23 protein-coding genes and 2 pseudogenes are annotated in these 25,620 nt (G+C 70.7%); 8 read left to right on the forward strand and 17 right to left on the reverse strand.

The annotated features are described in order from the left end of the window. Positions 1–265: 265 nt before the first annotated feature. From C4B68_RS04835 to C4B68_RS04865, 7 genes are all read right to left on the reverse strand, one after another. Positions 266–1,039, reverse strand: coding sequence for an ABC transporter ATP-binding protein (locus tag C4B68_RS04835; protein ID WP_099502422.1), 774 nt, complete (start codon positions 1,037–1,039; stop codon positions 266–268). Further along, entirely contained in the window at positions 1,032–1,961 is a 930-nt protein-coding gene (locus tag C4B68_RS04840; protein ID WP_099502421.1) for an ABC transporter permease, read from the reverse strand. Before C4B68_RS04840 ends, C4B68_RS04835 begins: the two co-directional genes overlap by 8 nt. A 100-nt stretch (positions 1,962–2,061) precedes the next feature. After that, positions 2,062–2,946: a glycosyltransferase family 2 protein gene (locus C4B68_RS04845; protein WP_099502420.1), complete on the reverse strand. Its 885-nt coding sequence runs from the start codon at positions 2,944–2,946 to the stop codon at positions 2,062–2,064. Next, on the reverse strand, positions 2,943–3,722 hold the full coding sequence (locus tag C4B68_RS04850) for a CDP-alcohol phosphatidyltransferase family protein (protein WP_099502510.1): 780 nt from the start codon (positions 3,720–3,722) through the stop codon (positions 2,943–2,945). The genes C4B68_RS04845 and C4B68_RS04850 overlap by 4 nt, the downstream gene beginning before the upstream one ends. Beyond that, positions 3,700–4,761 carry an iron-containing alcohol dehydrogenase family protein gene (locus C4B68_RS04855; RefSeq protein WP_099502419.1) on the reverse strand — a complete coding sequence of 354 codons (1,062 nt, stop codon included), beginning with the start codon at positions 4,759–4,761 and terminating at the stop codon, positions 3,700–3,702. Before C4B68_RS04855 ends, C4B68_RS04850 begins: the two co-directional genes overlap by 23 nt. Next, the gene (locus C4B68_RS04860) at positions 4,749–5,501 is read right to left on the reverse strand and encodes a phosphocholine cytidylyltransferase family protein (protein ID WP_099502418.1); all 753 of its coding nucleotides are present in this window, start codon (positions 5,499–5,501) and stop codon (positions 4,749–4,751) included. Before C4B68_RS04860 ends, C4B68_RS04855 begins: the two co-directional genes overlap by 13 nt. After that, on the reverse strand, positions 5,498–7,282 hold the full coding sequence (locus tag C4B68_RS04865) for a DUF5941 domain-containing protein (RefSeq protein WP_099502511.1): 1,785 nt from the start codon (positions 7,280–7,282) through the stop codon (positions 5,498–5,500). The genes C4B68_RS04860 and C4B68_RS04865 overlap by 4 nt, the downstream gene beginning before the upstream one ends. 275 nt (positions 7,283–7,557) lie before the next feature. On the opposite strand from C4B68_RS04865, the gene galE reads away from it, so the two are divergent. The 3 genes from galE (at position 7,558) to idi (ending at position 10,404) form a co-directional block, all read left to right on the forward strand. Continuing rightward, positions 7,558–8,538 carry a UDP-glucose 4-epimerase GalE gene (galE, locus tag C4B68_RS04870; RefSeq protein ID WP_099502417.1) on the forward strand — a complete coding sequence of 327 codons (981 nt, stop codon included), beginning with the start codon at positions 7,558–7,560 and terminating at the stop codon, positions 8,536–8,538. 145 nt (positions 8,539–8,683) lie between these two features. After that, positions 8,684–9,622: a cation diffusion facilitator family transporter gene (locus C4B68_RS04875; protein WP_099502416.1), complete on the forward strand. Its 939-nt coding sequence runs from the start codon at positions 8,684–8,686 to the stop codon at positions 9,620–9,622. Positions 9,623–9,810: 188 nt separating this feature from the next. After that, a complete protein-coding gene (idi, locus tag C4B68_RS04880; protein ID WP_099502415.1) occupies positions 9,811–10,404 on the forward strand; it encodes an isopentenyl-diphosphate Delta-isomerase in 594 nt (197 codons plus the stop codon). Here idi and C4B68_RS04885 read toward each other — a convergent pair. Then, a complete protein-coding gene (locus C4B68_RS04885; RefSeq protein ID WP_099502509.1) occupies positions 10,370–10,921 on the reverse strand; it encodes an ATP-binding protein in 552 nt (183 codons plus the stop codon). The two genes, idi and C4B68_RS04885, sit on opposite strands and share 35 nt — an antisense overlap. Before the next feature lie 266 nt (positions 10,922–11,187). After that, positions 11,188–11,313, reverse strand: a pseudogene (locus tag C4B68_RS44620) (HdeD family acid-resistance protein); the annotation flags it as partial. A gap of 66 nt (positions 11,314–11,379) precedes the next feature. On the opposite strand from C4B68_RS44620, the gene C4B68_RS04895 reads away from it, so the two are divergent. Next, entirely contained in the window at positions 11,380–12,123 is a 744-nt protein-coding gene (locus tag C4B68_RS04895; protein ID WP_099502414.1) for an enoyl-CoA hydratase/isomerase family protein, read from the forward strand. Positions 12,124–12,157: 34 nt separating this feature from the next. On the opposite strand, the gene C4B68_RS04900 is transcribed toward C4B68_RS04895, so the two are convergent. Together C4B68_RS04900 and C4B68_RS04905 are read right to left on the reverse strand one after the other, a co-directional pair. Beyond that, a complete protein-coding gene (locus tag C4B68_RS04900) occupies positions 12,158–12,787 on the reverse strand; it encodes a DJ-1/PfpI family protein (RefSeq protein ID WP_099502413.1) in 630 nt (209 codons plus the stop codon). 76 nt (positions 12,788–12,863) lie between these two features. After that, on the reverse strand, positions 12,864–13,817 hold the full coding sequence (locus C4B68_RS04905; RefSeq protein WP_099502412.1) for a GlxA family transcriptional regulator: 954 nt from the start codon (positions 13,815–13,817) through the stop codon (positions 12,864–12,866). A 114-nt stretch (positions 13,818–13,931) separates the two neighbouring features. Between C4B68_RS04905 and C4B68_RS04910 the strand changes: the two genes are divergently transcribed. From C4B68_RS04910 to C4B68_RS04915, 3 genes are all read left to right on the forward strand, one after another. Beyond that, positions 13,932–14,798: an SCO6745 family protein gene (locus C4B68_RS04910; protein ID WP_099502411.1), complete on the forward strand. Its 867-nt coding sequence runs from the start codon at positions 13,932–13,934 to the stop codon at positions 14,796–14,798. A 52-nt stretch (positions 14,799–14,850) separates the two neighbouring features. After that, positions 14,851–14,982, forward strand: a complete 132-nt coding sequence (locus C4B68_RS44045; protein WP_257217354.1) for an LPFR motif small protein — start codon at positions 14,851–14,853, stop codon at positions 14,980–14,982. A gap of 126 nt (positions 14,983–15,108) precedes the next feature. Then, entirely contained in the window at positions 15,109–17,481 is a 2,373-nt protein-coding gene (locus tag C4B68_RS04915; protein WP_099502410.1) for a Tex family protein, read from the forward strand. Positions 17,482–17,716: 235 nt separating this feature from the next. On the opposite strand, the gene C4B68_RS04920 is transcribed toward C4B68_RS04915, so the two are convergent. Next, the gene (locus tag C4B68_RS04920) at positions 17,717–19,360 is read right to left on the reverse strand and encodes an ABC-F family ATP-binding cassette domain-containing protein (protein WP_099502409.1); all 1,644 of its coding nucleotides are present in this window, start codon (positions 19,358–19,360) and stop codon (positions 17,717–17,719) included. A 124-nt stretch (positions 19,361–19,484) separates the two neighbouring features. After that, complete coding sequence (locus tag C4B68_RS04925) at positions 19,485–20,504, reverse strand: oxidoreductase (protein WP_099502408.1); 1,020 nt, start codon at positions 20,502–20,504, stop codon at positions 19,485–19,487. A 92-nt stretch (positions 20,505–20,596) separates the two neighbouring features. On the opposite strand from C4B68_RS04925, the pseudogene C4B68_RS42965 reads away from it, so the two are divergent. Further along, a pseudogene (locus C4B68_RS42965) lies at positions 20,597–20,847 on the forward strand (FAD-dependent oxidoreductase); the annotation flags it as partial. 99 nt (positions 20,848–20,946) lie between these two features. Here the strand turns inward: C4B68_RS42965 and C4B68_RS04935 are convergent. The 4 genes from C4B68_RS04935 to C4B68_RS04950 all read right to left on the reverse strand — a co-directional run bounded on the left by C4B68_RS04935 (position 20,947) and on the right by C4B68_RS04950 (position 25,482). Beyond that, entirely contained in the window at positions 20,947–22,215 is a 1,269-nt protein-coding gene (locus C4B68_RS04935) for a M14 family metallopeptidase (RefSeq protein ID WP_180289275.1), read from the reverse strand. Beyond that, positions 22,215–24,167, reverse strand: coding sequence for a Xaa-Pro dipeptidyl-peptidase (locus C4B68_RS04940; protein WP_099502508.1), 1,953 nt, complete (start codon positions 24,165–24,167; stop codon positions 22,215–22,217). The genes C4B68_RS04935 and C4B68_RS04940 overlap by 1 nt, the downstream gene beginning before the upstream one ends. Positions 24,168–24,329: 162 nt before the next feature. Then, entirely contained in the window at positions 24,330–24,482 is a 153-nt protein-coding gene (locus tag C4B68_RS41725) for a hypothetical protein (protein ID WP_167459010.1), read from the reverse strand. Between the two features lie 58 nt (positions 24,483–24,540). Then, positions 24,541–25,482: an adenosine kinase gene (locus C4B68_RS04950; protein ID WP_099502406.1), complete on the reverse strand. Its 942-nt coding sequence runs from the start codon at positions 25,480–25,482 to the stop codon at positions 24,541–24,543. Positions 25,483–25,620 lie beyond the last annotated feature (138 nt).

Here is a 25,620-nt window from a genome sequence, read left to right on the forward strand (position 1 = left end):
CCCAATAGTGCCCATTTCGGACACGCCGCCCGGAGGTCCGTGCAGCGCGCCGGTGCCGGGTGTCGCGCATTATCGCCCTACTTGCCGCGATTCGGCACGTGTACAGCTTACGTTGTACAACGCGGCGCACCCCGTGGGGGTGTCCTGCACATCACAACAACACACCGATTGGCGTCAAGACTCCTAAGGCCAGCCGGAGTTGACGTTTCCTTTGCAGACGCAGGGCCCCGCCGAGGAGTTCCGGCGGGGCCCTGGGCTACCTGGGCTATTTGCCCGTGAACTTCTCGTACTCCTTGAGGACCTCTTCGGTCGGGCCGTCCATGCGCAGCTCGCCGCGCTCCAGCCACAGGACGCGGTCGCAGGTGTCGCGGATCGACTTGTTGTTGTGACTGACCAGGAACACCGTGCCGGCCTCCTTGCGCAGCTCGCGGATGCGGGCCTCGGAGCGCTTCTGGAAGGAGCGGTCGCCGGTGGCGAGGGCCTCGTCGATCATCAGGACGTCGTGGTCCTTGGCGGCCGCGATGGAAAAGCGCAGGCGGGCCGCCATACCGGACGAGTAGGTGCGCATCGGCAGGGTGATGAAGTCGCCCTTCTCGTTGATGCCCGAGAAGTCGACGATGTGCTGGTAGCGCGCCTTGATCTGCTCGCGGGACATGCCCATCGCGAGCCCGCCCAATATGACGTTCCGCTCGCCCGTCAGGTCGTTCATCAGGGCCGCGTTCACGCCGAGCAGCGAGGGCTGGCCGTCGGTGTAGACCTTGCCCTTCTCGGCGGGGAGCAGACCCGCGATGGCCCGCAGGAGGGTGGACTTGCCGGAGCCGTTCGAGCCGATCAGACCGATGGCCTCGCCGCGGTAGGCGACGAAGGAGACGCCCCGCACCGCGTGCACCTTGCGGACGCCGCGCTCCTCGCCGCGCTTGAGGATGCGGCTGAGGGCGGCGGTGGCACTGCCCTTGCCGGTCTTGGCGCCGTTGACGCGGTAGACGATGTGCAGCTCGTCCGCGATGACGGTGGGAATGTGGGACACGTTCTCAGCCACGGCCGTACCTCTCTTCCGCCTTCCAGAAGTACACGAACCCGCCGATGGCGACGAGGACGGCCCAGCCGCCCGCGACCGCCCAGACGTGCGGAGGCAGGTTCTCGGAGCCGTAGCCGTCGATGAGGGCGAAGCGCATCAGGTCCATGTAGACCGCGGCCGGGTTCCACTGAAGGATGTCGGCGATCCACTCAGGCCTGTCCTGCAGCATGACCGGGATGGAGAACATGACACCGGACGCGTACATCCACGTACGCAGGACGAACGGCATCAGCTGGGCCAGGTCCGGCGTCTTGGCGCCCATGCGCGCCACGATCAGCGCGAGGCCCGTGTTGAAGAGGAACTGCAGTGCGAGCACCGGGATGATCAGCAGCCAGGACAGGCCGGGGTAGCTGCCGAAGGCGACCGCCACGACGAACAGCACGATCATCGAGAAGAGCAGCTGCTGGAGCTGCTGGAGCGCGAACGAGATGGGCAGCGAGGCGCGCGGGAAGTGCAGCGCGCGCACCAGGCCCAGGTTGCCGGAGATCGCCCGGACGCCGGCCATGATCGAGCTCTGCGTGAAGGTGAAGACGAAGACGCCCGTGACCAGGAACGGGATGTACACCTCCTGCGACATCCCGCGGTTGGCCTTCAGGATCAGGCCGAAGATCAGGTAGTACACGAACGCGTTCAGCAGCGGTGTGGCGACCTGCCACAGCTGGCCCAGCTTGGCCTGGCTGTACTGGGCGGTGAGCTTCGCCTGCGAGAAGGCGAGGATGAAATGCCGCCGTCCCCACAGCTGCCGGACGTATCCGCCGAGTCCGGGCCGGGCACCGCTGACCGCGAGCCCGTACTTGGCGGCCAGCTCGGCCGCGGAGAGCCCGTCGTCGGGCGACGGTCGGTCGCTCACCGCGACTCCGCCGTCATGCGTTGTCTCACTCACAAGTGGAAACTTTCGTCTTCAAGATGCGCACAGCCTGGTCGGGCGTAGGCATGAGCCAGAGACCGGGTTACGGCCACGAATGCTCTCAGAAACGAGCTTGTCAGATGACAGGAGGTCGGCCCAGTCGGGTCAGCCGCCACACCGTACGCCACTTCATGGGACGCCGGGGCCCGCACGGACTGGTCCATCCCTCCCTGAAACCGCCGAACCACGCCCTGAGGGCGGGGCGCGAGGGGCGGCGCAGCAGCGTCAGGAGCAGCCAGACGCCGAGGTAGAGCGGAACGAGCGGCGCGGGAAGGTTTCGCCGAGCGAGCCAGACGCGGTTGCGGGCGACCATGCGGTGGTAGACCGCGTGCCGCGAGGGCGCGGTCGTCGGGTGGTACAGCACCATGTCGGACCGGTAGTCGATCATCCAGCCCGCGTCGAGGGCCCGCCATGCCAGGTCGGTTTCCTCGTGGGCGTAGAAGAATGCGTCCGGGAGCCCGCCGACCTCGGCCAGGACCTTCGTACGGACCGCGTTGGCGCCGCCGAGGAAGGTGGTGACGCGCGAGTTGCGCATCGGGTCGGCGGCGCGCAGCCGCGGGACGTGGCGGCGCTGGGTCGCGCCGGTCTCGGGGTCGGCGATACGGAAGCTGATGATGCCGAGCTCGGGGTCGGCGGCGAAGGCCTCGCGGCACAGCTCGGCCGTGTCGTGGTGCGCGAGAAGGCCGTCGTCGTCCAGGAAGAGCAGGATGTCGACGTCGGTGCCGCCGGGGCCGAAGGCCTCGATGCCGATGTTGCGGCCGCCGGGGATGCCGAGGTTCTCGGGCAGTTCGACGGTACGGACGCCCGCGGGGACGTCGGGGACGGGCGAGCCGTTGCCGACCACGACCACCTCGATGCGGTCGCCGTCCTGCTTGGCGACGGAGTCCAGCAGGGCCCGGAGTTCGTCGGGGCGGTTGCCCATCGTGATGACGACCGCGCCGACCTTCATCGCGGCGCTCACTTCAGCCTGCTCGAGGCGAGGATGGACACGAGGTGCAGCAGGGTCTGCAGGAGCGCGATGCCGGCCAGCACCGCGACGCCGAGCCGGGAGAAGAACAGGTCACCGCGCACGGTGTCCAGCACCGCCAGGACCAGGATCAGCAGCGACGCCTCGATCCCGAGCACCAGCCGGTGGACCTTCAGCGCCGCGGCGGCCTTGCGGGCGAGCGCTATGCCGGAGGAGCGCGGCTCGGACGCCGCCTCCTTGACCGGCGGCAGCCCGCTCTGGTGGCGGGCGACGCCGACGAGATCGGTCTCGGCCTTGATCAGGATCGCGCCGAGGGCGGCCAGGGTGCCGAGGAACGCCCAGAGCCAGTCGATCCGCCCGGGACCCCACAGATCGGCGGCGCGCAGGCCGAAGCCGACGAGCACCGCGGCGTCGGTCAGATAGGCACCGACCCGGTCCAGGTAGACCCCGCCGAGCGAGAACTGCTTCTTCCAGCGCGCGACCTCGCCGTCGACGCAGTCGAGCAGCAGGTACAGCTGGACCATCACCACGCCGAGCACGGCACCCGCGATCCCCGGCACCAGCAGGGCCGGGGCCGCGAGGACGCCGAAGACGGTCATCAGGTAGGTGAGCTGGTTGGGCGTGATCCTGGTGTTCACCAGGTAGCGGTCGCAGCGCAGCGAGATCTCTCGCATGTACAGGCGTCCCGCCCAGTGCTCACCGCTGCGCCGGTCCTTCACCCCTGCGGGGTGAACGACGGGGCGGAGTTCAGCTACCGATGGCCTTGGCATAGTCGACGTAGATGTCCTTGATCTGGTGGGTGGTCAGGTCGAGATGTTCGAGGATCGTGTAGCGGCCGGGCCGGGTCTGCGGGGCGAACTCGACGACCTGCACGAACTCGTCGACGGTGAAGCCGATCTCCTCCGGCAGCACCGGCAGCCCGTGCCGGTGCAGCACCTCCGCCATGTACGCCGACTCCTCGTGCGCCCCCCGCAGATACATCGCGAAGGCCGCCCCCATGCCGCACTGCTCGCCGTGGCTCGCCGCGCGCTTGGGGAAGAGGAGGTCGAAGGCGTGGTTGATCTCGTGGCAGGCACCGGAGGCGGGGCGTGAGTCGCCCGAGATCGACATCGCGACGCCGGTGAGGACCAGCGCCTCGGCGAGGACCTGGAGGAAGTCGTTGTCCCCGACGCCGCCTGGGTGCCGCAGGACGGCCTCACCGGCCTGGCGGGCCATCGCGGCGGCGAGACCGTCGATCTTCTCGCCGTTGACGCGGTTCGAGAGTTCCCAGTCCGCGATGGCGGAGACGTTGGACACGGCGTCGCCGATGCCAGCGCGCACGAACCGTACGGGGGCCTCGCGGATCACATCGAGGTCGATGACGACCGCGATCGGGTTCGGCACACCGTACGAGCCGCGGCCGGCGTCGTTGTCGAGCGTCGCGACGGGCGAGCACAGGCCGTCGTGGGCGAGGTTCGTGGGCACGGCGACCAGCGGGAGGCCGACACGCGCCGCGGCGAACTTCGCACAGTCGATGATCTTGCCGCCGCCCAGGCCGACGACCGCGTCGTAGTGTCCGGCCTTCATGGCACCGGCCAGCCGGATCGCGTCGTCCAGGGTGCCGCCGCCGACCTCGTACCAGGTGGCGCCCGGCAGGGCCGGGGCGATCCGCTCGCGCAGCTTCGCGCCGGAGCCGTTGCTCACCGCGACGGCGAGCTTGCCCGAGTGCGAGATCCGCTGGTCGGAGAGCACGCTCGCCAGATCGTCCAGGGCACCCGGACGGATGTCGACGACGACCGGCGAGGGGATGAGCCTCGTCAGTACTGGCACGCGATCTCACGTCCCTTGGCAAGGTCGTCGTGGTTGTCGATCTCGACCCACTTGACCTCGCCGATCGGCGCGACATCGATCTTGAAACCGCGGTTGACGAGCTCCTGGTAGCCGTGCTCGTAGAACTGCTGGGGGTCGGTCTCCCACACCGTCTTCAGCGCGTCGGCCAGCTCGGCGGCGGCCACGCCCTCGATGAGGGTGACGCCGATGTACTCGCCCGTCGCCTCGGACGGCTCCATGAGCTTGGTGATCTTCTGGACGCCCTTGTCGGGGTCCACGACGACCTTCATCTCCTCGTCGGCGAGGTTCTTCACCGTGTCGAGGGCGAGGATGATTTTCTTGCCGTCACCGCGGGCGGCGAGCAGCGTCTTCTCGACGGAGACCGGGTGCACGGTGTCGCCGTTGGCGAGGATCACACCCTCCTTGAGGGCGTCACGCCCGCACCACAGGGAGTAGGCGTTGTTCCACTCCTCGGCCTTGTCGTTGTCGATGAGGGTGATCTTGAGGCCGTACTTCTCCTCAAGGGCCGCATGGCGCTCGTACACGGCTTCCTTGCGGTAGCCGACGATGATCCCGACCTCGGTCAGACCGATCTCGGCGAAGTTGCCGAGCGTCAGGTCAAGGACCGTGATGCTGTCCTCTATGCCCGCGGGCCCCACCGGCACGAGAGCCTTGGGGAGGCTGTCGGTGTAGGGACGCAGACGCCGTCCGGCGCCGGCCGCCAGCACGAGGCCGATCATGCGGGTTCTCCTTCATCGTGTACGGCGGGGGCCCCGGAGGACACCCAGAAGCGGATGCTCTCGACGAGCACCAGCACGGCCACAGCCACGGCGAGCACCGTGAGCGCGACCTTGAACTGTGCGGCGGTGAGCAGCGCGGCCAGGACGGTGACCAGCAGCGTCCTGCCTTCGTGCCCGCCGATCGCCCGCACCAGCCAGTGCGGGGGCGCGCCGGCGCTCCCGCGGATGCGGTAGACCGTGTCGTAGTGATGGTAGGCGACGGCGGCCACCAGGCCGAAAGCCGCAGGCAAGGCCCCGTTCACCTCCGAGCGAGCAGCGAGTATCAGCACGGTGAGGTATTCCGCTGCCCGGAAGAGTGGTGGCACGAGCCAGTCGAGGGGGCCCTTGAGGGAGTGCGCGACCGCGCGGCCCGCGCAGGCCGCGTAGACGAGGGCGCCGACGATCACCTGCCAGTTTCCGAACGACCGGAACGACACGTCGACCAGCAGGATCACGGTGCCGAGTGCGGCCCAGAGGGGCGCGGCATAGGTGCGGGTCTTCGCCCTGCGGACCGGTCCCGCGGCCACCGCCTCGGCGATGGGACCCGAGTCGGTGAGGTCCGCCAGCGCCCGCGCCGCGCGGACCGTCCTCTCGGCCTTGCGGGTCAGGGAACGCAGCACGCGGCCCGCAGTCGTGTACGTCGCGGCGAAGGCGCAGCCGATGAGGAGCGCGTAGAAGGTGATGCGCGGTGTGGTCAGCGCGGTGAGCACGGCGATCATCGCCCATCGCTCGCCGATGGGCAGGACGATCATCCGGCGCACCCAGACCGTCCAGCCGACGCTGTCGAGCTTGTCCGAGAGCGCGGCGGTGGGGCTGGTGTTGCCGGTGGCGTCATGGTTCGCCTCGTTGAAGGAGAAGTCGACGACGTGCCTGCAGGTCTGCAGGATCATCGCGCCGAGCGCGAGCGCCCATACGTCGTCGCCGCCGCGGGCGGCTCCGAGGGCGAGGCCCGCGTAGTAGGCGTACTCCTTGGCGCGGTCGAAGGTCGCGTCCAGCCAGGCGCCGAGCGTCGAGTACTGCAGGGAGTAACGGGCGAGCTGCCCGTCGGTGCAGTCCAGGACGAAGGAGAACAGGAGCAGGAAGCCCGCCGCGACGAAGCCGGCGCGGGTACCGGTGGCGGCGCAGCCCGCGGCGATCAGGGCGGTGATCAGCGAGGCGGTGGTGACCTGGTTGGGGGTCAGGCCGCGGCGGGCGCACCAGCGGGCGATGTAGCGCGAGTACGGGCTGATGCAGTACGTGGTGAAGAAGCCGTCGCGGGCCTTGACGGCGCTGCGCAGGCGTACGGCTTCGTCGTCCACGGCCGAGACGGCCTGGCGGGCCTCGTTGCGTTCCTGCGGGTCGGTGGGGACGGCGGCGACGAGCGTGCCGAGTTCGGGGCGGTGGACGGTGACGCCGTCCGCGTCGAGGGCCGTGGTGAGACGCTCGGCGAGGCCGCCCGGGGCGGAGCTCTCGCGGGCCACGGCCCGGGTCAGCGCGCGGCGGGCCTCGGGCCGCACGGATATCGCGCCGGGCAGTGCGGAGGCGGCGAACCGGGGGTCCGTGAGGCCGAGGCGCAGCGCGTGCTGGTGGCCCACGAAGCGGGCGTCGACGACAGCGACCCGCTGGTCCGCCGGGACGGCGGCGAGGAGCGTCTCGGCCTCGCCCGCGTCCGAGGCGAGCCGCACGTCGAAGCCGAGCGACCGCAGATCGCCCTCAAGCGACGATCCGGGGACCGGCTGGCCGGTGAGGATGGCGGTCGACAGCGAACTCACTCCCTGGGTGCCGACGCGTCCGCGCCGGGCAAGTGCGTGATGGTATGGCCCGACGGCTGGAGCGTGGCCGGGCGGCATGTCGGCAGAGGCTATCGGATGAATGGAAGCGGGCGTTCACCACCCGTTCACGGCCCGATCCACCTGGTTTCGCTTGACCTCCACCGCGATCATCATCAGGGATCCGGGGCCCGCGCTCCAAACCCGTGCTCCCAGACCGCGGCATTCCCGGCATAGGAGACCGCGGGGGTCGCTTAGGGTGGGCGCCCATGACATGGCTGATCACAGGCGGAGCCGGATACATCGGGGCACATGTGGCGCGGGCGATGGCGGAGGCCGGGGAGCGCGTCGTCGCCCTCGACGACCTGTCCGCCGGGATACCGAACCGGCTTCCGGAGAGCATTCCGCTGGTGCGGGGCTCGTCACTCGACGCGGACCTGCTCAAGCGGGTCCTCGCGGACCATGCGGTGACGGGCGTCGTCCACCTCGCCGCCCGCAAGCAGGTCGGCGAGTCCGTGGACCGGCCGACGCGCTATTACCAGGACAACGTGGGCGGTCTCGCGACACTCCTGGAGGCGGTCGCGGAGGCGGGCATCAAGCGGTTCGTCTTCTCCTCGTCGGCGGCCGTCTACGGCAACCCCGATGTGGACCTCATCACGGAGGACACCCCCTGCGCCCCGATGAGCCCGTACGGCGAGACGAAGCTCGCCGGCGAGTGGCTGGTGCGGGCGGCGGGCCGGGCGCACGGCATCGCGACCGTGTGCCTGCGCTACTTCAACGTGGCGGGCGCGGCCGCTCCGGAGCTCGCCGACACCGGAGTGTTCAACGTCATCCCGATGGTCTTCGACCGCCTCACCCGCGACGAGGCCCCGCGGATCTTCGGCGACGACTACCCGACGCCGGACGGCACGTGTGTCCGCGACTACATCCACGTCGCCGACCTCGCCGACGCGCACCTGACGGCGGCCAAGCGGCTGGCCGGCGGCGCGACGGGCGATCTGACCGTGAACATCGGCCGCGGCGAAGGCGTATCGGTCCGCGAACTCATCACGCTCATCGGCGAGGTCAGCGGCGACACCCGGCAGCCGGTCGTCGAGCCGCGCCGTCCCGGTGATGCCCCGCGCGCGGTCGCCTCGGCCGCGCTGGCCGCGCGGGAGCTGGGCTGGAGCGCGCGGCGCGGGGTGCGCGAGATGGTCGAGTCGGCGTGGCAAGGCTGGCAGCTGCACCATGCCGGGCCCCAGGCCCACTGACCTTGCCGGCGCTCTGACCTGCGGATCGCTTCTGGACAGTTTCCGCAGGTCAAAGCATATGACAACGGTGTTCAGTGCCGCGTTGCCCGAAACCCGCCGCCCATAGTTCACTGTGATCCCGAGCAGAGAACAGGAGGCGGCTTTCATGGGGGCAGGGCACGACCACGGGCATACGCACGACGCTCTCGCCACCGGTACGGCGGCAGCGGCGTACCGCGGGCGGCTGCGCGTCGCGCTGTCGATCACGCTCACCGTCATGGTGGTCGAGATCGTCGGCGGTGTCGTCGCCGATTCGCTCGCGCTCATCGCCGACGCGGCGCACATGGCGACGGACGCGCTGGGCCTGGGCATGGCACTGCTCGCGATCCACTTCTCGAGCCTCCCGCCGAGCGAGAAGCGCACCTTCGGGTACGCGAGGGCCGAGATCCTCGCCGCGCTCGCCAACTGTCTGCTGCTGCTCGGCGTCGGCGGCTACGTCCTGTACGAGGCGATCCAGCGCTTCGTGACGCCCGCCGAAACCCACGGTGGTCTGACCGTCGTGTTCGGCGTGATCGGTCTGGTCGCGAACATGATCTCGCTGTCGCTGCTGATGCGCGGACAGAAGGACAGCCTGAACGTACGTGGCGCCTTCCTGGAGGTGGCGGCGGACGCGCTGGGCTCGCTGGCGGTCATCATCGCCGCGACGGTGATCATGACCACGGGCTGGCAGACCGCCGACCCGATCGCCTCGATCCTGATCGGCCTCATGATCGTCCCGCGTACCTGGAAGCTGTTCCAGGAGACGCTCGACGTGCTGCTGGAGGCCGCCCCCAAGGACGTCGACATGGCGGAGGTGCGGGCGCACATACTGGCGCTGCCGGGCGTCGAGGACGTGCACGACCTGCATGCCTGGACGATCACGTCCGGCATGCCGGTGCTGTCCGCGCATGTGGTCGTGAGCTCCGACGTCCTGAGCGCGATCGGCCACGAGAAGATGCTCCACGAGCTCCAGGGCTGCCTCGGCGTCCACTTCGACGTCGGTCACTGCACGTTCCAGCTGGAGCCGAGCGGGCACGCGCAGCACGAGACGAAGCTCTGCCATTGACGCGCTCCGCTATTGACGCGCTCTGCTGTTGACGCGGATTCGGCGTACTCATCGAACACCTGATGCCCCATGTCCTGGACGATTCCTCGCCGGCGGCACCGGGCAGGACATGCGGGAGCCGCCAAGTGCCGGGAGTGCCGGTCTCGTACGGCAGACTTGGGGTTCGGAGACCGATGCGAAGGATGGGTATGCCGATCACACCTGCCACCGCGACGCACAGTACGTCGAACGGCACCGCTGAAGCGATCTTGCTGGAGCTGGTCGACGAGGACGGCAACACGATCGGCACGGCGGAGAAGCTCGCCGCCCATCAGGCGCCCGGGCAGCTGCACCGCGCGTTCTCCGTGTTCCTCTTCGACGAGCACGGCCGGCTGCTGCTGCAGCAGCGCGCCCTCGGCAAGTACCACTCCCCCGGCGTCTGGTCGAACAGCTGCTGCGGCCACCCCTACCCGGGCGAGGCGCCCTTCGCGGCGGCGGCCCGGCGCACGTACGAGGAGCTCGGGGTCTCCCCGTCGCTGCTCGCCGAGGCGGGCACGGTCCGCTACAACCACCCGGACCCGGCATCGGGCCTGGTGGAGCAGGAGTACAACCACCTCTTCGTCGGGATGGTGCAGTCGCCGCTGCGCCCCGACCCGGAGGAGGTCGGCTCGACGGCCTTTGTCAGCGCCGCCGAGCTGGCGGAGCGGCACGCGAAGAACACCTTCTCGTCGTGGTTCATGACGGTGCTGGACGCGGCCCGTCCCGCAATCAGGGAACTGACGGGCCCGTCCGCGGGCTGGTGAGCCCGTCCCGCTGAACGACGCCGGCGGTGAGCGGCAGGGCTGCCCAGATCACCTTGCCGCCGCTCGCTGTGTGCTCGACGTCGCACACACCGCCCGACTCCCGGGTGACCTCCCGCACCAGCAGCAGCCCCCGGCCGCCGGTCTGCCCGTGGTCGGCCTCCAGGGCGGTCGGGCGGTAGGGATGGTTGTCCTCGACGGAGACGCGCACCCATTCGGCGCCGACGGCGACCTCCACGGCGAGCATCGGGGACAGCAGCACCGCGTGCCGGACCGCGTTCGTGACCAGTTCGGAGACGATCAGCAGGAGTCCCTGGACGAGGTCGTCCGAGACGGGCACCCCCTGGCGTGCCAGCAGGTCGCGGACGGCGTGTCGCGCCTGCGGCACGGAGGCGTCGATGGCGGGAGCGGTGAACCGCCACACCCCCTCGTACGGCAGCGGGCCCGGCGGTCTCCGGCCGAGAGGCACGTCCGTCCCGCTTTCAGGGCTCGGGTCGGCCCTCCGCCCGAGGTTCTCCATCGTCCGGTCGCCACCCTTGCGCTCGATTGTCACCACACCTTGAGTGTTGGTAACGCGCTGGTCCGCACCGGATACCTGAACAGAAGTCAGCAGTTATCGACAGCTTCTGAACGTCGGCGTATGACACGGTCAGTTGTGAGACTGCTCCTGTCCCCGTTGTGCCGACTTCCAGAGCTATTCGGGTTGTACGGGTTTGGCGCCGGCCTCGCCCGATTCGTGCCCGTCGGTCCGCTCGTCCTCGTGGCGCTCCGAGACCATGCCCAGGACCCGGTGTAGACGAGCCCAACGATGCCCGCGAGCACGAGGATCACGCCCAGCGCGGCGAGCCGGCCGAAGCCGCGGCGCAGTCGCGTGGTCTCGTTGGTCGCCGCCTTGCCTCTGAACCTGGTCATCGGCGTCTCCTCGCCTCCGGTCCCTCCTTGATCGTACGTTCGCGGTATGCCGCTAGCATCCGGCGTATGGAGCCTCAGCTGCTGCACCGTGTCGGCGACGGCGTCGCCACCGTCGTGATCCACCACCCGGCCAAGCGCAACGCCATGACGGCCGCCATGTGGCGGGCGCTGCCCGCCCTGCTCGACGGGCTGGCCGCCGACCCCGCCGTGCGGGCACTCGTGCTCACCGGAGAGGGCGGCACGTTCTGCGCGGGCGCCGACATATCGACGCTGCGGGGCTCCCCGGACGAGGCGCAGGGCCTCGCCGTGCTCGCCGAGGAGGCGCTGGCCGCCTTCCCCAAGCCGACGCTGGCCGCGATCCGCGGGTACTGCGTGGGCGGCGGGTCGCAGCTCGCGGCGGCCTGCGATCTGCGGTTCGCGGAGGAGGGGTCGCTGTTCGGGGTGACTCCGGCGAAGCTGGGGATCGTCTATCCGGCCTCCTCCACACGGCGGTTGGTGTCGCTGGTGGGTCCGGGAGCCGCCAAGTATCTGCTGTTCTCGGGCGAGTTGATCGACGCGGAGCGGGCGTTGCGCACGGGCCTGGTCGACGAGGTGCTGCCCGAGGGTGAACTCGACAAGCGCGTCGGGGAGTTCACGCGCGTCCTGGCCGCGCGCTCGCTGCTGACGCAGGCGGCGGCCAAGGAGTTCGCGAACGGGCACACGGACCGGGACGCGCACTGGGCAGAGCAGGCGCGGAGCAGCGGCGACACCGCGGAGGGCGTCACCGCCTTCCTGGAACGCCGGCAGCCCCGCTTCACCTGGACTCCCTGAGGCCTCATCCCGGCCGCGCGAGGCTACCTCCGGACTACCTGAGAGTGACGGTCGTGCGGAACTCCTCGACGAGGTGCGCGGGTGCCTTCTGCGGGGATCCGGCGTCGTAGGGCGGCTGCGGGTCGTACTCGGTCATCAGCTGGACGGCCTGGGCGCGTTCGTCGCCCGCGATCCGGCCCAGCAGGGTGAGGCCCATGTCGATGCCGGAGGAGACGCCGGCCGCCGTGACGTACTTGCCGTCGAACACGACCCGCTCTCCCGTCGGCTCGGCGCCGTATCGCTTGAGGAGGTCGAGGGCCAGCCAGTGGGAGGTGGCCCGGCGGCCGTCGAGGAGCCCAGCGGCGGCGAGCAGCAGGGAGCCCGTGCACACCGAGGTGGTCCAGGTGCTGCTGCGGTCGGCGGCCCGCAGCCAGCCCAGGAGTGCCTCGTTGTCCATCTGCGGGATCTGGCCCGGGCCTCCCGGGACCACCACGATGTCCGGGTTCGGCACCTCGGCCAGGGTCCTGTCGGCCATCAGTGCCAGATTGCCGGTGTCGGCGCGGACGGGGCCGGTGTGCTCGGCGACGAAGACGGTCTGCGCGCCGGGCAGGCGGCCGAGGGTCTCGTACGGGCCGACGGCGTCGAGGGCGGTGAAGCTGTCGTAGAGGACGATGGCGATCTGCATGAGGTTCTCCTCCTCGGAGTTCAGTTGAGGCGGGCGGGTCCGCGGAGTTCCGTTGAGGCGGGCGGGTCCGCGGAGTTCAGTTGATGTGGGCGGGCCGGAAGCGGCGTCGGTACTCCGCCGGTGCCGCGCCGAGCGTCTTCACGAAGGCGCGGCGCATCCCCTCGGGCGTGCCGTAGCCGGACGCCCGGGAGATCTCCTCGATGCCGTCGGCGGTGTCCTCCAGGAGGCGCCGCGCGTGTTCGAGGCGCACCCGCTCGACGTACCGGCCCGGCGTCATGCCGGTCTCGGTCTGGAAGGCGCGGGCGAAGTGGCGGGGCGAGAGGCGGGCACGGGCGGCGAGGGACTCGACGCTCAGGTCGCCTTCGGGGTGCTCGGTGATCCACTGCTGGACCTCGCGCAGCGGTTCGCGCTGCGCGGTCTGGGCGGCCAGCTGGGCGCTGAACTGGGCCTGGTTGCCCGGGCGTCGCAGGAAGACGACCAGGTGACGGGCGATGGTGAGGGCGGCCGCACGGCCCAGGTCCTCCTCCACGAGCGCGAGGGCCAGGTCGATGCCTGAGGTGACGCCCGCCGACGTGGACACCTCGCCGTCGCGCACGTAGATGGGGTCCGGGTCGACCTCGACCGCCGGGTGGTCGCGGGCCAGCTTGTCGCAGTAGGCCCAGTGGGTGGTGGCGCGGCGGCCGTCCAGGAGTCCCGCCGCGGCGAGCAGGATGGCGCCGGTGCAGACGGAGACCAGGCGTTCGGCGCGCGGGCCGTGCGCGCGCAGCCAGGCGGTCAGGCGGAGGTCCGGGGCGCGGGTGCCCCGGCCGCCCGGGACGATCAGCGTGTGCGGGGTGGGCACGTCGGCGAGTGCCTGGTCCGGGACGAGGGTGAGGCCGCTGGACGTGCGCACCGGCGCGCCGTCCAGGGAGGCGGTGCGGATGCGGTACGAGCCCTCGCGGTAGAGCTCGGCGCCCGCGAAGACCTCCATGGGGCCCGTGACGTCGAGGCTCTGCACATCGTCGAACAGGACGACCAGGACGATTCGCATGTGCTCAATTCTTCGCGCCCCAACGCGATGGCCGCAATGACCAGTACCCCACCTTTCCTGCCATCCCGTGTCCGGCGGTTCCCGACGTACTGACCAGTCGGTAATGTGCCCGGTATGACCACTCCACTGCCGGAGCGCGCCGGGCGGCGCTGCCACAACGTCCTCAACCCACTGCACTCGACGCACTACTTCTCGCCCGATCTTGACCGGGAGCTGACCGCGGTCGGGATCGAGGACAGCAGGGCCGCGTACTTCGCGGTGCGGGTCGCGGCCCTGGGGGCGGTGGGCCCGGGCACGGTGACGGCGACGTTCTACAACTTCCGCCACGAGCTCGTGGCGCGGCACGTGCCCGAGGTGTGGCGGACGGCCTCCCCGGAGACCGTGCTCGCGGCACGCGCGCGTGCCGTCGACGCGACGCTGCGGCGGCTGCTCGGAGAGGACGTCATCGCCTCCAAGGAGGTGGCCGAGGCGGCGGAGCTCGCGCTGCGCGCGGCCGAGGCCTGCGGCAGGACCGCGCGCCCGCTGTACGCCGCCCACGCGGACCTCCCCGTGCCCGAGGCGCCGCACCTCGCCTTCTGGCACGCGGCCACCCTGCTGCGCGAGCACCGCGGCGACGGTCACCTCACGGTGCTGCTCGACGCGGAGCTCGACCCGGTGGAGGCCTTGGTGAGCCACACCGCGACCGGCAAGGGCATGGCCCCGAAGTGGGTACTGGCCACCCGCGGCTGGTCCCGGGACGACTGGGAGGCCGCGGCCGGGCGGCTGCGGGAGCGTGGATTGCTCGACTCGGAGGGCGAGTTGACGGAGGCCGGAGTGGCCCTGCGCCAGGAGATCGAGGCGCGCACGGACCGGCTCGACCGTGCGCCGTACGAGCACCTGGGCGCGGCGGGCGTGGAACGGCTCACCGAACTGGCGAGGGGGTTCCTGATGACGGCGCTCGCCGCCGGAGCGTTCCCGGAGGACATGATCGGCAAGAACTGAGGTACCCGGACGTCTCCCGGCCTTCCGTGCCGGGAGACGAAAGGGGAGAGACATGTTGCGTGCTATCGCCGATGTGCTGCGGCAGACCGGCGGCGCGATCGCCACGGTCGTGACGCTGCCGTTCCGGGCGCTGGCCCGGCTGTTCGGCGGCGCCTCGCGCTCGGGGCGGACCCGCAGGGCCTGAGGGACTCCGTGTCCGCTGTGCCGTTTTCCGGCGCGGGACACGTCGTCGTGCCGCCCTGATCCCTCGTTGTCGGTGTCACCTGCCACAATTGCCGCGCAACCTCAGTGGAGAAGGCGGTACGGGATCGTGACGACACCCCTCGTAGGGTCCATCGAAGGCAGGATCGCCGAGGAGCTCGGCGTACGGGAGCGGCAGGTCAAGGCCGCCGTCGACTTGCTCGACGGCGGTTCGACGGTGCCCTTCATCGCCCGCTACCGCAAGGAAGCGACCGAGATGCTCGACGATGCGCAGCTGCGCACCGTCGAGGAGCGGCTGCGCTATCTGCGGGAGCTGGAGGAGCGGCGCGCCGCGATCCTCGACTCGGTGCGCGAGCAGGGCAAGCTCACCCCCGAGGTCGAGGCCCAGATCAGAGGCGCCGAGACGAAGGCGCGCCTCGAGGACATTTACCTGCCGTTCAAGCCGAAGCGGCGTACGAAGGCGCAGATCGCGCGCGAGGCGGGTCTGGAGCCGCTGGCCGAGGGCCTCCTCGGCGACCCGTCGGTCGAGCCGCTCGCCGTGGCGGCGGCCTTCGTCGACGCCGACAAGGGGGTGGCCGACTCGCAGGCCGCCCTCGACGGCGCCCGGGCGATTCTCACCGAGCGGTTCTCGGAGGACGCCGACCTGATCGGCGAGCTGCGCGAGCGCATGTGGGTACGGGGGCGGCTCGCCGCCAAGGTGCGGGACGGCAAGGAGGAGGCGGGCGCCAAGTTCGCCGACTACTTCGACTTCGCCGAGCCCTTCAAGGAACTGCCCTCGCACCGCATCCTCGCCATGCTGCGCGGCGAGAAGGAGGAGGTCCTCGACCTCGTCCTGGAGCCCGAGGAGCCGTCCGAGCAGCCCGGTCCTTCGTCGTACGAGGGGATCGTCGCCCACCGCTTCCAGATCGCCGACCGTGGCCGTCCCGCCGACAAGTGGCTCGCGGACACCGTCCGCTGGGCCTGGCGGACCCGGATTCTCGTGCACCTCGGCATCGACCTGCGGCTGCGGCTGCGGACGGCCGCCGAGGACGAGGCGGTGAACGTCTTCGCGGCGAACCTGCGGGACCTGCTGCTCGCCGCCCCGGCGGGCACGCGCGCGACGCTGGGCCTCGACCCCGGCTTCCGTACGGGTGTGAAGGTCGCCGTCGTCGACGCGACCGGCAAGGTCGTCGCCACGGACGTCATCTACCCGCACGTCCCCGCCAACAAGTGGGACGAGGCCATCGCCAAGCTCGCGCGGCTCGCCAAGGACCACGCGGTCGAGCTGATCGCGATCGGCAACGGCACGGCGTCCCGCGAGACCGACAAGCTCGCCGGTGAACTCATCACCAAGCACCCGGAGTTGAAGCTCACCAAGGTGATGGTGTCCGAGGCGGGGGCGTCCGTGTACTCGGCGTCCGCGTTCGCCTCGCAGGAGCTGCCCGACATGGACGTGTCGCTGCGTGGCGCCGTGTCCATCGCGCGCCGGCTCCAGGACCCGCTCGCCGAGCTGGTGAAGATCGATCCGAAGTCCATCGGTGTCGGGCAGTACCAGCACGACCTGTCCGAGGTGAAGCTGTCCCGCTCGCTGGACGCGGTGGTCGAGGACTGTGTGAACGGCGTGGGCGTGGACGTCAACACGGCGTCTGCTCCGCTGCTCGCCCGCGTCTCCGGCATCACCTCCGGACTCGCCGAGAACATCGTGGCGCACCGCGACGCCAACGGGCCCTTCCGGTCCCGTACGGCCCTCAAGGGCGTGGCCCGGCTCGGCCCCAAGGCGTACGAGCAGTGCGCGGGCTTCCTGCGCATCCGGGGCGGGGACGATCCGCTGGACGCGTCCAGCGTGCACCCCGAGGCGTACCCCGTGGTGCGGCGCATGGTGAAGACGGCGGGGAGCGAGGTCGCCTCCCTGATCGGCAACACCGGTGTGCTGCGCTCGCTGCGGCCGGACGACTTCGTCGACGAGACGTTCGGTCTGCCGACCGTCACCGACATCCTGAAGGAGCTGGAGAAGCCCGGGCGCGACCCGCGGCCCGCCTTCAAGACGGCCACGTTCAAGGAGGGCGTCGAGAAGATCTCCGACCTGGCCTCCGGAATGGTGCTGGAGGGTGTCGTCACCAACGTCGCGGCGTTCGGTGCCTTTGTGGATGTGGGTGTCCACCAGGACGGGCTCGTGCACGTATCCGCGATGTCCAAGACCTTTGTCAAGGACCCGCGGGACGTTGTGAAGCCCGGTGACATCGTCGAGGTGAAGGTGCTGGACGTCGATATCCCGCGTAAGCGGATCTCGTTGACGCTGCGGTTGGACGACGAGGCGGCGCCGGCCGCCCAGGACGGTGGACGCCCCCAGCGTGGGGGGCGGCCGCCGCAGCAGCGGGGGCAGCAGCCGCGCCAGGGGCGCGGGGGTGGTGGGTCGCGGCAGGCGCCGCCGCCCGCCAACAGTGCGATGGCTGATGCGCTGCGGCGCGCGGGGTTGGTTGACCCCAAGCGGGGGCGGGGCTGAGGTTTTCCGGTGCCGGGGCCTTGGTGACAGGGCCCCGGCGCTGGGGCTGAGCTTGAGGTGGGTGCGCTTACCGGCGCTCCCAGGGTGCCGCTCTCTTGGGGACGGGTGCCGCCCCAGCGGCACGATTGCCCGCAGCTACGCGGGTGGGCTGCCGGCCCTCGCGGCACGCATTCCTGCAGCTGCGGGGGCCACAGGGCTTCCGATCCTCGCGGCGCGAATGCCCGCGGCATTCCGCCTACGGGAGTTCCGTCACCTTGCCGTTCGCGACCTCCAAGCGGCGTGTTGTGCTTACCGCGTCCAGCATGCGGCGGTCGTGGGTGACCAGGAGCAGGGTGCCCTCGTAGGAGTCCAGGGCCGATTCCAGTTGTTCGATCGCTGGGAGGTCGAGGTGGTTGGTCGGCTCGTCGAGGACGAGGAGGTTGACGCCTCGGCCCTGGAGGAGGGCCAGTGCTGAGCGGGTGCGTTCGCCTGGGGAGAGGGTTGCCGCGGGGCGCAGGACGTGGTCGGACTTGAGGCCGAACTTGGCGAGCAGGGTGCGGACTTCGCCCGGCTCCGTGTCGGGGACGGCCGCGCAGAACGCGTCCAGCAGGGATTCCGAGCCGTGGAAGAGCTTGCGGGCCTGGTCGACCTCGCCGACGATCACGCCCGAGCCGACCGCGGCGTGGCCCGCGTCCAGGGGAATCCGGCCGAGCAGGGCGCCGAGCAGCGTGGACTTGCCCGCGCCGTTCGCGCCGGTGACCGCGACCCGGTCCGCCCAGTCGATCTGCAGGGTCGCCGGGCCGAAGGTGTAGTCGCCGCGCCGCACCTCCGCGTCACGGAGCGTGGCGACGACCGCGCCGGATCGCGGGGCCGCCGCGATCTCCATGCGCAGTTCCCACTCCTTGCGCGGCTCGTCGACGACATCGAGCCGCTCGATCATGCGCTGGGTCTGCCGGGCCTTCGCGGCCTGCTTCTCGCTGGCCTCGCTGCGGAACTTGCGGCCGATCTTGTCGTTGTCGTTGCCCGCCTTGCGCCGGGCGTTCTTGACGCCCTTGTCCATCCAGGAGCGCTGCATCTGGGCCCGGCCTTCGAGCGCGGCCCGCTTGTCGGCGTACTCCTCGTAGTCGTCGCGGGCGTGCCGGCGCGCCACGTCCCGCTCCTCCAGATAGGCCTCGTATCCACCGCCGTACAGCGTGATCTGCTGCTGCGCGAGGTCGAGTTCGAGCACCTTGGTGACCGTGCGGGTCAGAAACTCGCGGTCGTGGCTGACGACGACGGTTCCGGCGCGCAGGCCGCTCACGAAGCGTTCGAGGCGCTCCAGGCCGTCCAGGTCCAGGTCGTTCGTCGGCTCGTCGAGCAGGAACACGTCGTAGCGGGAGAGCAGGAGGGAGGCCAGTCCCGCGCGGGCCGCCTGACCGCCGGACAGGGACGTCATCGGCTGGTCCAGGTCCACGCCGAGTCCCAGGGAGTCGGAGACGTCCTCGGCACGCTCGTCGAGGTCGGCGCCGCCGAGGTCGAGCCAGCGCTCCAGGCTCGTGGCGTACGCGTCGTCCGCGCCGGGCGCCCCGTCGACGAGCGCCTGGGTCGCCTCGTCCATCACCCGCTGGGCCTCGGCGACGCCCGTGCGGCGCGCGAGGAACTCCCGTACCGTCTCGCCCTCCCGCCGCTCCGGCTCCTGCGGCAGATGCCCGACGGTCGCGGACGGCGGGGACAGCCGCAGCTCCCCCTGCTCCGGCGTGAGCAGACCGGCGAGCAGCCGCAGCAGCGTGGACTTGCCGGCGCCGTTGGCACCGACGAGGCCGATCACGTCGCCGGGCGCGACGACGAGGTCGAGCCCGGCGAAGAGCGAGCGGTCGCCGTGTCCGGCGGCGAGGTTCTTGGCGACGAGAGTGGCAGTCATCAGGAGGCCGATCCTAACGGCCCCGCCCGGCGACCAGCGCCGCGATTGTCACCGGCCACGTGTCTGGTGCCACCGGCCCCATGTCGGTGCCACCGCCCCTCACGTCAGCGTCATCAGCCGCATGTCAGCGCGCCATCGCCTCCACCAGCACACTCCCCGACGTGCGCGCCACGATGAACGACTCCCCCTTCACCGCCTTGGCGTCCAGCGCGACCCGGTGCCGGCCCGTCTCCAGGATCCCGTCGAAGACCTCGTGCGTGTGGCTGCGGGAGAGGCGGTCCAGCCGGTACGCGGTCAGCTGGACCCGGCAGGTGGAGGTGACCTCGATGCCCGCCTCGCCGTCGGCGGCGACCAGACGTGTGAGGCGCCGCAACTCCAGAGGGCTGCGGTCCAGGGCGTGCTCGATCTGGGCGACCAGGAGCGGAACGATCGGGGCGAGGCCCTCGACGTACGCGACCTCGACGCCCGCGCGCTGGAAGGACTGCCGTACGGCGGCGCGCTCCCCCTCGCCGACGGTCCGGCCGAAGACCACCGCGCCGTACGTACGGAGTTCGTCGGCCGGGACGTCCGTGGCGTCGCGGGTGATGTCGGCGCCGATGCCGATGGTGCGCAGGGCGGCGGCGAGTTTGGCGAGCAGCGAGACACGGTCGCCGATGAGCAGAACGCCGCGGCGGGGTCCCGTGTCGCCGTCGAGGAGGGAGTTCAGTGCGCTGCGGTAATCGGTGCCGTGGAAACGGAACGGTCCTATCCCGTGGTAGCCGTTGCGCTCCAGGTCCACCCGTTCGTCGGTCTGCCAGGCGAAGTCGCGCCACACATAGTCGTCGGCCGCCTTCTCGATGACGGCGGTGACGGCACCGCATTCGAGGCCCTCGCACTCGGGGCAGCCGTAGATGACGTACCGGCCGCCGCCGAGCGGGGCCTCGGCCTCCAGGAGGAGGCTGCGCACTTGGGCGGTGAAGATCGCGGGCGGCACGTCGGAGGCGAGCGGGGACACCGCGTCGAGGTCGGAGAGCTGGAACAGCAGCGGGCGACCGTCGACGATGAAGTCCACGAAATCCCGGTGCACTTGGAAGTCACCGTTGGCGAGGACTCCACCGGCACGCATCGCCGGTGCCAGGCCGAAGGTCGCGTACTCGGCAGACATGCTGTGAGTATCCCCAGTGTGGGAGCAGTCTGAGCACGGCATGACATATTCCGCTAACGTCCGGCGTGGCCGGCGAACGGAAGGGCGACGTCATGGTGGTCGGCCGGGGCGTCATCGGGATGACGACCGCCGTGGTGCCGGCCGAGCGGGGCCGGCGGGTGCGGGTGTGGCGCGGGAGCCCGCCGAGCGGACCACCTCGGCGGTTGCGGGGGCGCTGTGGTGGCCGCACCGGATCGAGCCGGCCGGGCCGGCGCGCAGGTGGGCGCTGCGGTCACGGGACCTGTACGAGGAGCCGGCGGAGCGGCCCGGGCCGGCCGACGTACGCATGGTCGAAGGGGTCCTCACCCGAGCGCCCCCCCTGACACTGCGCCCAGGGCAGGACTGTCCACAACAAAGTCGTGAGCACTCCTGCCCTCAGTGTCCTCCGCGTGAACTCGTGAACTCAGCAGTCGGTGTCGGGCGCGCCGACCGTGACATGGTACGGCGCGCGCTCGTCGAAGAGGAGCGGGACCAGGGCGCGCAGGGACTGGCGCAGGGGGACGTACGCGCCCGTCGCTTCCTTCCTCACCCTGACGCCGTGCAGGGCGAGTTCGTCCTTCACCTCCGTGTACTGGCCGGCGGTGAGCCGGTAGCCGCAGGGCGGGTCCTGGATCATTTCGGACGGTTCGGCCGGGTCGTTGTCGGCGCCGCCGAGGTAGACCGGGCCCTCGTCACGCCAACCCGCCAGCAGGGCCCGGCGCGTGGCCGATTCGACCGCAGCGCGGCGCTCGCCCGCGAACGCGAACAGGCCTTTGAGTGCCGCGAGTTGGGATTTCACCCGGCGGCGGTTGTTGAGCGACTCGTCGGCCTGTTCCTCGTCGGTGAGCGCGTCGACGCGGCTCTCGATGAGGAGGCCGACTCCGTGCTTGATGCCGGACATGTTGCGCAGGATGCGCTCCTGGCCGTCTCCGGCGGTCTGTTTGATCGGGTCGCCGGTGACGGGGTCGGTCCAGATGCCGTAGGTGCCGGTCGAGTACCCGGCGCTCTCCGCGGCGGGTCGTACATACGACAGGGAGAGCGTTTCGGCCTCGTCGTGGACGGCCGCGGCCGTGTTGAGGTTGCGGGGCCAGAGGTCGAAGAGGTCCTTGTCGTAGTACGGGGGTGTGGCGCCGTATTCGTGCAAGTCGTAGACCACGTCCGGTCGTTGGTCCCGCACGACGGCGGCCAGTGCCCGGGCTTCCGCCGTCTGGAGGGCGATGTGGTCACGGTTGATGTCCACGCCGTCGCTGTTGCCGCGGGTGTCGGCGGCCCGGCCGTCCGGGTTGGCGGTGGGCACGACCAGCACCGTGGTGCGGTCCAGGAAGCGCCGCGTGCGCCCATCGGTTGCGTAGGCCAGGTCGCGGATCGTGGTCAGGCAGGCCTCGCGGCCCGACGGTTCGTCGCCGTGCTGGGAGCAGACGAGCAGCACCCGGTGTTCGGCGCGGTGGTTGCCGATCCGGACGAGCTGGAGCGGGCGGCCCTGTGCGGTGCTGCCGATGCTCGCGACCGACACCCGGTCGGTGGCCTGGTCGACGGCGGCGAGGAAGTCCTGCTCCTCGGGCTGGGTGGTCCAGCGCGCGCCGTTGGACTGTTCGAAGCCGGTGCGGGGCGGGGCGTCCGAGGCGTGGGCGGGCACCGTCACCAGGGACGCGACGATCGCCGCCGCGGTCAGGGTCAGGGCAGGCAGGCGCATCACAGGCCTCCCCCCGGGATCCGCTGGACGGTGCGCGGCACGCCTACGCCGTCCAGGGTCGTGGCCTCCGGCGCAGCGGAACCGGCGCCGGCGGTGGCGCGGTCGAACGCGGCCGCACCGCCGACGAACGGTACGCGGGCCGACGTACGGGACAGGTCCACGGCCAGCGTCGGAGTGCTCGACGGCGGGTCGATCAGGTCCTTGTCCGTGCCGGCGACGATCAGCGCGAGGCGGTGGCCGGCCGGGACGACGTGGTCGGTGGCGGCCAGGTCGAGGGTGATCGTGTACGCCCTGCCCGGGGTGAGCGGGGCGCCCTGGTCGGAGGCGTGGTTGCCGAGGTCGGCCCAGCCGCGGCTGACGACCGTGTAGTCGACGGCGGCGGTCGTCGCCCGCGTCTCCTTGAAGCAGGGGCTGTCGCCCGTGGTGCTCGCGCCCCAGCAGGTGCGGTCGGTGAGCGTGGTGATGCCCTCGCCGCTCGCGGCGTAGTCGCGGATGGTGTCGGGGCCGAGGTCCGCGAGGACGGCGGTCAGGTGGGCCGTCGAGGTGGTCGGGGTCGCGGTGACGGTGACCTTGGAGGAGCCGGACAGGCGCAGGTCCCCGGTGAGCGGCCCGGTGACGAAGCCGGCCTTGTCGGGCGTCGGCGTGTCGATCCTGGCCGCCCAGTCGGTCTCGCTGAGCTGCGGGTTGTCGGTGAAGGTCTCGGTGCCCTCGCTCTTCGTGAGGCCGAGGGTGCCGACGCCGGCCTGGGTGCCGGAGGCGGGGTGCAGGGTCGCCGCCGCCGTGCCGCGCGGGGGCCAGACCTTGGAGGTGACCCACTGGTCGGGGTGGCGCTCGATGTCGGCCATGGGCTCGTCGTCGATGCCGTTGTCATAGCCGAGGAGTTCGTGGTCGAACCAGCGGTGCAGGGTGTCCACCCAGGTGGCGCGACGGAAGTCGAAGGGGTCGACGTGGCCGGTCTGGGAGAGCCAGACCTTGCGCTCGACGCCGTTCCTGGCGAGGGCGTCCCACCACGGGCCGACGTGCTGCATACGGACGTTGAGGTCCTGCATGCCGTGGATCAGGAAGACGCTCGCCTGCACCTTCGGGGCGTCCTTCACGTAGTCGCGCTCGGTCCACAGCGGGGTCCAGTCGCCGGTGCGCGGTGCCCCGTCGACGAGCTTCTGCTGGACGGCGGCGCACTTGGCGCGGGCGTCGGGGCTGTCGACGTAGTCGGACAGCCAGTCGGGGCCGGAGTCGTAGAGCGGGGCGCCCTTGGCGAAGTAGTAGTCGTACCAGGACGAGATGGCGCTGATCGGCACGATGGTCTTCAGGCCCTCGACACCGGTGGCGGCGACGCCGTTGGCGATGGTGCCGTCCCAGCTCTTGCCGATCATTCCGGTCTTGCCGTTGGTCCAGGTCGCCTTGACCGTGCCGGTGCCGGTCCGGGTGGTGTAGCCCTTGGCCCGGCCGTTCAGCCAGTCGACGACCGCTTTCGCGGACTGGATGTCGGAGCGGCCGCCGACGTCCACGCAGCCGTCGGAGCGGTTGGTGCCGGCCAGGTCGACGCCGACGAAGGCGTAGCCGCGCGGCACGAAGTAGTTGTCGTAGAACAGCGGCATCTGGACGACGTTGCCGTTCGCGTCGTACGTCTTCTTCTGGCTCTCGTTGCCGCGCCCGCAGCAGGAGTAGTACGGGCTGGCGTCCATGATCACGGGTATCTTGCGGCCCTGCTGGGCGAGTTCGCGGGGCCGGACGATGTCGACGGCGACGCGGTCGTTCTTGCCGTCGCTGTCGCCGTCGAGGCCGGTGTCCACCCAGACGGATTCACGGACGGCGTTCTCGTACGAGTAGAGCGGTCGGCTCTCGCGCGGGGCGCTGTGGGCCGCGGCCGGGGTGAGGACGGCGGCCGTCAGGGCGGCGACGGCGGCCGCGACGAGCGGTCTCCAGGTCGTGAAGCGCATGCGTATCGGCATGCGCGGACGGTACATCGGTCAACTCCCGTACAGAAGAGGGCAATCAGACGCGCCTGAGATCCGTGATGGCTCCGGGGACGGTCGGCTCATGTCGGCCGAATGGCATTCGTGTGACAGCTGCGGCCGTGGACACGCCCGGGCACACAGGGACTCAGTACTCGCTCAGCCAAAATCGGCGAGCATGGCGACGGAGTCGGTCGTGTCGAGTGCCTCTCCGCCTCGGAAGTAGCGCGCCAAATATCCCTGGCACCAGGCGAGTTGGCCCTCGTGCATGCTCGCGACCGTTGCCTCGTAGTCGTGGCGGCCAGTGGCCACCGGCCACTCCCCCGCCGAGCACCACGACGTCGTAACCGCCCGCTCGCGCCGGGGATGTTCACGCACCCCCTCCGCTCACGAGGACGCCCTTGGAATCCAACTCCTGGACTCGGGTGAGGAGTTCGTAGCGGCTGATGGCGTCGGCGCGCGTCGAGGGCACGGTGCAGGCGTACGCTCCGGCCACCGCGCCATACAGGCCGCATCGCAGCGGTGGCTCCCCGGCAAGCCGGCCGAGGAGGAAGCCGGAGGCGAAGGCGTCGCCGGCGCCGTTGGAGTCCACCACCGGCCCGGGGGGCGTGACGGCCGGAATGTGGGTCACCTCGTCGTCGGCCAGCAGATACGCGCCGTCGGCCCCGGCCGTGGCGACGACCACCTCCGCCCGGCCCCGCTCGACGATCTGACGCATCGTGCACTCCGGGTCCGCGAGCGCGGTGGTCGACACGAAGACGATGTCAGCGGCGTAGGCGAAGGGCTCGTGGTATGGGTTCACGCCGTCCCAGTTGTGCAGGTCGGTCGAGAGGGTGAGCCCGGCCTCGCGCAGCGCGGGGAGCGTGAACGAGCACGGGTACGTGATGACGACGTGGGCGTGGCAGCTCGCGGCGGCCAGCGTCTTGACCGTTTCCTCGGGCAGCCGGTCCTCCTCTCCCGAACGGCTCTCGTCGTACAGCGACAGCCGGCGCCCCTGCGGGTCGACGAGGTTGACCGCGCGCTTGGTGCCGCCGGGCTGGAGGACGTCGGTGAGCGGGATGCCGTGGTCGCGGTGCAGCGCGCGGACCAGCTCGCCCTCGTGGTCGTCGCCGATCATGTCGAGATGGTGGGTGCGCAGGCCCAGGGCGTGTACGCCGAGGGCGACGAAGTCTCCGCTCTGCCCGGCCCGGGTCTCGATGCCGGGCCGGATCATGTAGCTGTCGGCGAACGGGAGGGGCAGCTCGGGGACATACACGATCGTGTCGACACCCGCGCCGCCCAGAACGAGGACGTCGATCTCGCGACTGCTCATGGGGTTCCTCTCGGCTCTCTCGGCAGGTGAGTCAAGCAGGCCGTCCGAATCCTGGCAATGACTTGCAGAATCTTTCCGCAAGTCATTTCCGTTGCGGTTCACGGCCGTTGGGGGCGGCGCCCTTCACGTCGCGGTAGA

Origin of the sequence: Streptomyces dengpaensis (assembly GCF_002946835.1) — a bacterium.
In the GTDB taxonomy this organism is placed as follows: Bacteria; Actinomycetota; Actinomycetes; order Streptomycetales; family Streptomycetaceae; genus Streptomyces; species Streptomyces dengpaensis.